Source organism: Achromobacter sp. D7-1 (assembly GCF_059760445.1).
On the sequence record NZ_JCBAMT010000079.1, the window covers coordinates 24,771 to 32,717 of the forward strand.

Genomic DNA, 7,947 nt, shown 5'->3' on the forward strand with positions numbered 1-7,947 from the left:
TTTCTGGCAGCAGTATGTAGTGATGCAGTTGAAGTGACTATGTTTTGAGTACGCCGCTGCGGAGCGGTAGTTCAGTTGGTTAGAATACCGGCCTGTCACGCCGGGGGTCGCGGGTTCGAGCCCCGTCCGCTCCGCCAAAAGCTCTCGCTCAGAGTCTTTCAAGAGCTCCGTTTTCGGGGCTTTTTTGCTTTATATAGTGTGAGACCTTGTTGTCTGAAGTTTGGGGCATCGAGGATCCTGGGGGGTATAGCTCAGCTGGGAGAGCGCTTGCATGGCATGCAAGAGGTCAGCGGTTCGATCCCGCTTACCTCCACCAGTCAGCAGTACGGTAGTAAAGTAGTTCTGTTTTGTTCAGGTCCCCTTCGTCTAGAGGCCTAGGACATCACCCTTTCACGGTGAGTACAGGGGTTCGAATCCCCTAGGGGACGCCAGTCTTTCTGGCATGTAGTACCAAGCTGCCTTGACACCGCAGTGCATTGAAGAAGTCAGAGTAAACCGCTGCGGAGCGGTAGTTCAGTTGGTTAGAATACCGGCCTGTCACGCCGGGGGTCGCGGGTTCGAGCCCCGTCCGCTCCGCCAAGCGCATCGCGCGGTTCGCAAGTCTGTCTGCTTCAGCATCCCTTGAAAGCTCCGGTTTCCGGAGCTTTTTTGCATTTCGGCCCGCCGCATTTGCCGCCATCATCGGCCGGCAGCCATCTTCTCTACCCTCCCCCCTACCCTCAGTCTCGTCCATTTCGCCATCTGGACAGCCTTTCAGTGCGCCTTCATTCTCTTTGCGTCGTGCCCTGCGAAAAGAAGAGGACTACGTGACCGCGAACGCCGCCGCTCCCCATCCGCACCGCCAGCATCTGCAACGCATCATCGCGGGCCTGAACGAAGGCGTCATCCTGCTCGAGGCGGACGGCGCCATCGCCTGGGCCAATGCCAGTGCGCTCGCGCTGCATGGCGCCGGGACGCTGGATGAACTGGGCGGCACGCCCGCCGGCTATCGCAAGCGCTACACCCTCAGCTACCGCAACCGTCACCGCGTGCCGGCGCGCCAGTATCCGCTGGATCTCCTGGCCGCGGCCGAGCCATTCGACGAACTGCTGCTGGACCTGGCACGCAAGGACGACGGGGAATTCCGGCGCAACGTGCGCGCCAGCGGCCTGCACCTGGACGGCGGCGACGGGGCCGATTACCGCGTCCTGATCCTGCACGACCAGACCGGGCAGATCAACGCCGAAGAACGCTTTGAACGCGCCTTCGGCGCCAATCCCGCGCCCGCCCTGATCTGCCGCCTGTCCGACCTGCGCTACGTGAAGGTGAACCAGGGCTTCCTGGAAATGACCGGCTACGCGCGCGACGCCATACTGGGCAAGTCGGCCTACGAACTGGACGTGCTGGACGGCGGCGACGACAAGGACAACGCGATCGCCAGGCTCAACGAAGGACAGACCATCGCGCAGCGCGAAGGCGTGCTGAAACTCGCGGACGGCAATGTGAAGTTCGTCATTGTCGCGGGACAGCCCATCGACATGCAGGGCGAGCCATGCATGCTGTTCACCTTCATCGACCTGGAAGGCCGCAAGCGCACCGAACTGGCCTTGCGCGAAAGCGAGGAGCGCTTCTCCAAGGCGTTCCGCCTGGCGCCCGTGCCCATGGCCGTCTGCGAGGGCGAGACGCTGCTCGCGCTGGACCTGAATGACGCCTTTGCCGCGGCCACCGGCGCCTCGTCTCAGGACGGCATCGGCCAAGCGCTGACCGGCCTGGGCCTGCAGTTCCCTGAAGAACTGGAGGCCAGCCTCAGGCGCGGCGAAAGCGCCCGCAACCGGGATGTCGCGTTGGCGGCCAAGGACGGCAGTCCGCTGGCTTGCCTGCTGTCGGCCGAACCCGTGACCATCGGCGGCCAGCCACGCGTGCTGCTGGCGATCCAGGACATTACGGAACGCAAGCGCTCCGAGACGGAACTGCTGACGGCGATCGAAGCCGTCATGCAGGACACCTCGTGGTTCAGCCGCAGCGTCATCGAAAAGCTGGCGCAACTGCGCGAACCCGCGCCCGCCACGCGCGACGTCGCCGAACTGGCGCAACTCACTTCGCGCGAGCGCGAGGTGCTGGGCCTGATGTGCCAGGGCCACGACGACGACGGCATCGCCCGGCAACTGAAGCTGTCGCGCAATACCGTGCGCAACCACGTGGCCACCATCTACAGCAAGATCGGCGTGCACCGCCGCAGCGCGGCCATCGTGTGGGCGCGGGACCGCGGCATCACCGGACACGAGCGCACTCGGGCGCGCGACAAGCGCGAACAGGCCTGACGCCTCTAAAATTTACAATCTGATGCAAAATAATGGACATCCACGTGTCCCCGAAGATGTGAGCCACTTAGAAGCCGGCACCTGCCAAAATCGTCCATTTCCAGCAAAGGCAAGCCCAAAATACTGCCAATTTCCGCCAGACCGCCTGGATTGCGCAAACCCTGCGCAGCTTCTTACGATCCGCCGATCCCGCCCTTGCCTGCCAAGTGCCGCGATCCCGCAAGACCGAAAGGAGCCATCCATGCAGACCGCCTACATTCCCGTCCCGACCATCGCCAAGCCGGCCCCGGCTCCCGCCTGGAGCGCCGCCGACATCATGGCGCTCTACGAGCTGCCGTTCATGGATCTGGTGTTCCGGGCCCAGCAGACGCACCGCGCCCATTTCGATCCGAACGCCATCCAGCTGTCCAGCCTGCTGTCGATCAAGACCGGCGGCTGTCCCGAGGACTGCGCCTATTGCCCGCAGTCCTCGCACTACGACACCGGCCTGGACGCCGACAAGCTGATGCCGTTGGCGGACGTGGTAGCCGCGGCCCGCAAGGCCCAGGAAGGCGGCGCGCAGCGCTTCTGCATGGGCGCCGCCTGGCGCAGCCCCAAGCCGCACCACCTTGAGGCGGTGGCGGAGATGGTCAGCGCCGTGAAGGCCCTGGGCCTGGAAACCTGCGTCACCCTGGGCATGCTGCGCGAAGGCCAGGCCGAACAGCTCAAGCACGCCGGCCTGGACTACTACAACCACAACCTGGACACCTCGCCCGAGTTCTACGGCAAGATCATTTCCACCCGCACCTACCAGGACCGGCTGGACACGCTGGACCGGGTGCGCGATGCCGGCATCAGCGTATGCTGCGGCGGCATCGTGGGCCTGGGCGAATCGCGCCGCGAACGCGCCGGCCTGATCGCCCAGCTGGCCAGCATGGAGCCCTATCCCGAGTCCGTGCCGATCAACAACCTGGTGCAGGTGGAAGGCACGCCGCTGGCCGGCGTGGAAGCCCTGGACCCGTTCGAGTTCGTGCGCACCATCGCCGTGGCCCGCATCGCCATGCCGCGCGCGGCGGTGCGCCTGTCCGCCGGCCGCGAAGCCATGGACGACGCGTTGCAGGCGCTGTGCTTCATGGCAGGCGCCAACTCCATGTTCTACGGCGACGCCCTGCTGACCACCGCCAATCCGCAGATGGAAGCCGACCAGCGCCTGCTGCAGCGCCTGGGCATGCGCATCGACGCCGCCCAGCACCAGCACCACGACGCCACGGCATGCCGCTGACGCCGGGCCTGCTTTACCTGCTGGCCAGCGTCGCCTGCAGCGTGACGGTGGCCGTGCTGCTGAAGCTGGCGCGGCGCTACCAGGTGGACGTGCGCCAGGCCATCGCCATGAACTATGCGGTCGCCGCCCTGCTATGCTGGGCGGTGCTGCGCCCGGATCCGGCCGCACTGCTGGCGCCGCAGACCCCATGGCTGGTGCTGGCCGCGCTGGGCGTGCTGCTGCCCAGCGTGTTCCTGGCGATGGCGGCGGCCGTGCGCCATGCCGGCATCGTGCGCAGCGACGCGGCGCAGCGCCTGTCCTTGTTCATCCCCTTGCTGGCGGCCTTCCTGCTGTTCGGCGAATCGGTCAGCGGCCGCAAGCTGGCCGCGATCTTGCTGGCGGCCAGCGCCTTGTACTGCCTGCTGCGTCGCCCCGCCCGCGCACAAGTGCCGGGCGAGGACCCGGCGGCGAGCAGCCGCGCCATGTGGCTGTGGCCGCTGGTCGTGTGGGTGGGCTATGGCGTGATCGACATTCTGTTCAAGCAGATGGCGCGCGCAGGCACTGCCTTCGCGGGCGGCTTGCTGCTCGCGTTCATCATCGCCGGCCTGCTGATGCTCGCCTATCTGTTGGGAAGCCGGGTGCGCTGGCAGTTGCGCCACCTGGCGGCTGGCGCAGCGCTGGGCCTGGCGAACTTCGGCAACATCCTGACCTACATCCGCGCGCACCAGTCGCTGCCCGAGCATCCCGCGCTGGTATTCGCATCGATGAACATGGGGGTGATCACCCTGGGCACGCTGGTCGGCGCGCTGGCCTTCCGCGAACCCCTGACCCGGCTGAACCTGCTGGGCATCGCACTGGCGCTGGCCGCCATCGTGCTGATGGCGCCCTGGTAAGGACGCCAGCCTCCCGGCCTCAGGTGCCGGTGCGCCTCTGGCGACCGTTCTCGGCCGCGTCGTCCGTTTGGTCCGCGTCGTCCGCCTGGTCCGCGCTGGCCTCGCCAGGCAGGCCCTGCGCGGGCGGCTCGGCCGCCGCCACCGGCGCCACGTCGGGCTGCACCATTTCCATGGCGATGTCGGTCGCCGGATCCACCCGCGGATCCAGCACCGCCGCGGCCGGCGAACTCTGCAGCGTGTCCGGCATGGGCACGAAATGCGTGGGAGCCTCTTCCACCTGGTGCGCACCCGTGACGCGGGTGGGACGCACGTGCCAGACCAGGATCAGGGCGCAGGCGGAAATGAACACGTAGTACATGCTGGGCCCGGCCAGGGACATCAGCACCCCGGCGATCATCGGGCCGATGCAGGCGCCCACCCCGTAAGTCATGAGCAGCACGGCCGACAAGCTGACACGGCGCTCGGACTCCACGTGGTCGTTGGCAAAGGCCGCGCCCAGCGGATACAGGGTGAACTGCAGCACGCCAAAAACACAGGACATGGCCACCAGCGCCCAGTACGGCAGGACGATCCAGCCCCACATGACCACCGGCAGCAGCACCAGCAACAACGCGTTGAAACGGATCAGGCCGGCGCGGTTGATGCGGTCGGACAGCCAGCCCATGGGCCATTGCGACAACAGGCCCGCGGTCACCGCGGCGGCCACGAAAATGGCCGCCTGCGAGGTGGACAGGCCGTGCTTGGCGCCGTAGACGGCCGCCAGCCCATAGAAGGCCCCGGACAGGTTGCCCGCCACGAACAGCACAGTCATCGACAGCGGCACGCGCCGCATGAAGAAACGGATGTCCAGCGGCGCCGGCAGCGGCGTAGGCGGGTGCGAACGCGCGGTAACGGCGATCGGCACCAGGCACAGCACCAGGCACATGGCCACCAGGGTCAAGGGCCGCAGATCCAGCGTGGCATAGGCGGTCAGGGCCAGCTGCCCCAGCACGGTGCCCAGGCCCGACACGACCATGTAGACGGAAAAGACGCGTCCGCGCTGGTGGTTTTCGGTCTGCTCATTGAGCCAGCTTTCGATGACCATGAACTCGGTCACCATCACGATGCCCGAAATGACGCGGAACACCAGCCACAACGGCATGGAGTCGACCAGCGTCTGCGCCAGGATCATGCTGGTGGCGACGGCCGCACAGGCGACGAACGCCCGGATATGGCCCACGCGGATGATGAGTTTGTGCCCCAGACGGGCGCCGCACACCAGGCCCAGGTAGTAGCCGGCGATCAGGGCGCCGATCCACACCTCGCTGACAGACTGCGCTGTCAGCCTGAGCCCCATGTAGGTATTGAACAGACCCGTGCCGATGAGCATCAGCAAGGTCGCGAAGTAAAGCGACGAAAAGGAGGAGATGGTGGCGAGCATGGCGTCGGCAACCGCTGCTGGCGGCAGCGCAACAGGCCGCGAAAGCGGCCCGCTGCACTAAGCGGTAAAACAGGAACTGCGAGGGATCAGACTTGCGACAGCATCGTGGCTGCGTCGCTGACTTCGAACTTGCCGGGGCCTTCGACGTTCAGCTGCTTGACCACGCCGTCGACGATCAGGGCCGAGTAGCGCTGCGAGCGCACGCCCATGCCGCGCTGGATCAGGTCCAGCTCCAGGCCCAGTTCCTTGGTCCACAGGGCGGAACCGTCGGCCAGCATGCGGACCTTGCCTTCCGTCTTCTGCTCGCGGCCCCAGGCGCCCATGACGAACGCGTCGTTGACCGACACGCACCAGATTTCATCGACGCCCTTGGCCTTCAGGGCAGCGGCCTGTTCCACATAGCCGGGCAGGTGCTTGGCCGAGCAGGTGGGCGTGAAGGCGCCCGGCAGGGCGAACAGCGCAATGGTCTTGCCGCGGGTCAGGTCGGCGACCTGGAACGCGTTGGGGCCCAGCGAGCAGCCGGCGCTTTCGGTTTCGATGAATTCGGTCAGGGTGCCGTCCGGCACGCGATCGCCGACTTTGATCGTCATGTAGATCTCCAGGAATGGGGGCAATGCACTGGGGCAGGAGCGCCCCACAGCCTCCATCATAGTTCTTGCGCGGTCGCCTTGCTGGCCGTCAGGCCCCCGGGAAAAAAAGATGCACAGTCTGAAACGACTCCATACCGTGCCTACACGGGTTCGAAACGGCTGATTGCCATAATGTTGTGGTTGCAATCACCGCCCGCGCACGCCGCGCAGCCGGCTGGCGGGCATCTAGCGGAGAGTCATCGATGCGCAAGATCTTGACCGGCCTGGCCCTGACGCTGGCCTCGGCTGCCACGGCCTGGGCCGCTCCGGATGCCGCCGAACAGGCCCAATACGATTCCTTCGTCGTCGCCGCCGGCGCCTCCAACGGCGCCGCCCGCGCCTGCGGCGCTTCCGAACCCGACCTGGCTCAGCACTTGACCACGTCCCGCAAGAACCTGCTGCAGTATGCGCAGGAATATGGCTTTTCGGCGGGCGGCTATGACGGGCTGTTCCAGCAGGGACAGGCCCAGGGGAAGACGATGATGGAGGAGATGAAGCGCTCGGGGGTGGACGGGTGCCGGGGGGTGCTGGGTAGCTTTCAGAACGAGAGGGTGATGGAGTATGAGGATATGAAGAGTGCGTTGGCTGAGGTCAGTGATGGGTTGCCGGGGGAGAAGGCTCAGTAGTTTTTGGGGGTTTTGCGGTCCGGTTCTTGAGACGCCTGTCGCGCCGGGGGCCTGGGGTGCGCGGGGCAACGATTGCGGTCCGGAGCCTTCGCTCCGGACTGCCCCGTCGTCATCGTCGTCCAGGCCTGCGGCCTTCCCTTCCGATTCCCTCGGGCTTATCGACGCCCCGCGCACCCCAGGCCCCCGGCGCGACAGGCTCCGTCATTTGCAACTTGGCGTCGGCTGGGATGATCTGTGTGCTTAGGGTTCTCGCCACCTGTGGGGTGTGGCGATGGATCTTGCGGGGCCCGCCCCCGGCCGGCCGCGCGGGCGGCCTCTGGGGGCTTACGCGGTTTCTGGCGATTGACGATGACGCTGCGCGCTGGTGGAGGATCGGTTCGAACACCTACAACAGGTGGCCATGACGACCGTGATGTCTCGCGCTCCCGCCCGTCATTGTTTGGAATGGGGGGAGTGCCAGTATTTGGCCTTCGACGCCAACAGACCACGCGCGAGCGAGACCTGACATTTCCTCCATCGCCACTTGAACCCCGACGCTGGATGGGTGGCGCGCGCGCGTGGTCTGCATGCGCAAGCGACTACCCGCCGCGCGCCACCCATCACCGCCCCTCCCCCCTGACGGCAACGCCAGAAGAAATCCAATCGGCGCATTCGCGCCAGCGATCACAATCACACTTAAAAAAATGACGTATGTATTAATCGGCCGCCCGCGCGGCCGATTAATACGGGCAGCCCAAGACTCGCCCCCGACCACAGCTCTAGCAGCGCTACAGGCCAAGATAGCGGCAGCCCGTCGTCGCGGGCGGCGTGGCGGCTCGCAACCTCGATGCGCCCGAGGG

6 protein-coding genes and 4 tRNA genes are annotated in these 7,947 nt (G+C 66.0%); 8 read left to right on the top strand and 2 right to left on the bottom strand.

Features of this window, described 5'->3' with window-relative positions; all coding sequences use genetic code 11:
* Nucleotides 1-60: 60 nt before the first annotated feature.
* The 7 genes from AC6LKD_RS25995 to AC6LKD_RS26025 all read left to right on the top strand — a co-directional run bounded on the left by AC6LKD_RS25995 (nt 61) and on the right by AC6LKD_RS26025 (nt 4,433).
* A tRNA-Asp gene (locus AC6LKD_RS25995) sits at nt 61-137 on the top strand.
* A gap of 103 nt (nt 138-240) precedes the next feature.
* Nucleotides 241-316, top strand: a tRNA-Ala gene (locus AC6LKD_RS26000).
* 39 nt (nt 317-355) lie between these two features.
* Nucleotides 356-431: transfer RNA gene (locus AC6LKD_RS26005), tRNA-Glu, on the top strand.
* A gap of 71 nt (nt 432-502) precedes the next feature.
* Nucleotides 503-579: transfer RNA gene (locus AC6LKD_RS26010), tRNA-Asp, on the top strand.
* Between the two features lie 227 nt (nt 580-806).
* Entirely contained in the window at nt 807-2,300 is a 1,494-nt protein-coding gene (locus AC6LKD_RS26015) for a PAS domain S-box protein (protein WP_498117857.1), read from the top strand.
* Nucleotides 2,301-2,541: 241 nt separating this feature from the next.
* Nucleotides 2,542-3,561: a biotin synthase BioB gene (gene bioB / locus AC6LKD_RS26020; protein ID WP_013395777.1), complete on the top strand. Its 1,020-nt coding sequence runs from the start codon at nt 2,542-2,544 to the stop codon at nt 3,559-3,561.
* Complete coding sequence (locus tag AC6LKD_RS26025; protein ID WP_498117859.1) at nt 3,558-4,433, top strand: EamA family transporter; 876 nt, start codon at nt 3,558-3,560, stop codon at nt 4,431-4,433. Before bioB ends, AC6LKD_RS26025 begins: the two co-directional genes overlap by 4 nt.
* A gap of 19 nt (nt 4,434-4,452) precedes the next feature.
* Here the strand turns inward: AC6LKD_RS26025 and AC6LKD_RS26030 are convergent, their stop codons facing one another.
* Nucleotides 4,453-5,853: an MFS transporter gene (locus AC6LKD_RS26030; RefSeq protein ID WP_498117858.1), complete on the bottom strand. Its 1,401-nt coding sequence runs from the start codon at nt 5,851-5,853 to the stop codon at nt 4,453-4,455.
* A gap of 86 nt (nt 5,854-5,939) precedes the next feature.
* Nucleotides 5,940-6,443, bottom strand: a complete 504-nt coding sequence (locus AC6LKD_RS26035; RefSeq protein WP_013395780.1) for a peroxiredoxin — start codon at nt 6,441-6,443, stop codon at nt 5,940-5,942.
* 242 nt (nt 6,444-6,685) lie between these two features.
* On the opposite strand from AC6LKD_RS26035, the gene AC6LKD_RS26040 reads away from it, so the two are divergent.
* Nucleotides 6,686-7,108 (top strand): hypothetical protein, encoded by a 423-nt coding sequence (locus tag AC6LKD_RS26040; protein ID WP_013395781.1) that lies wholly within the window; start codon nt 6,686-6,688, stop codon nt 7,106-7,108.
* Nucleotides 7,109-7,947 lie beyond the last annotated feature (839 nt).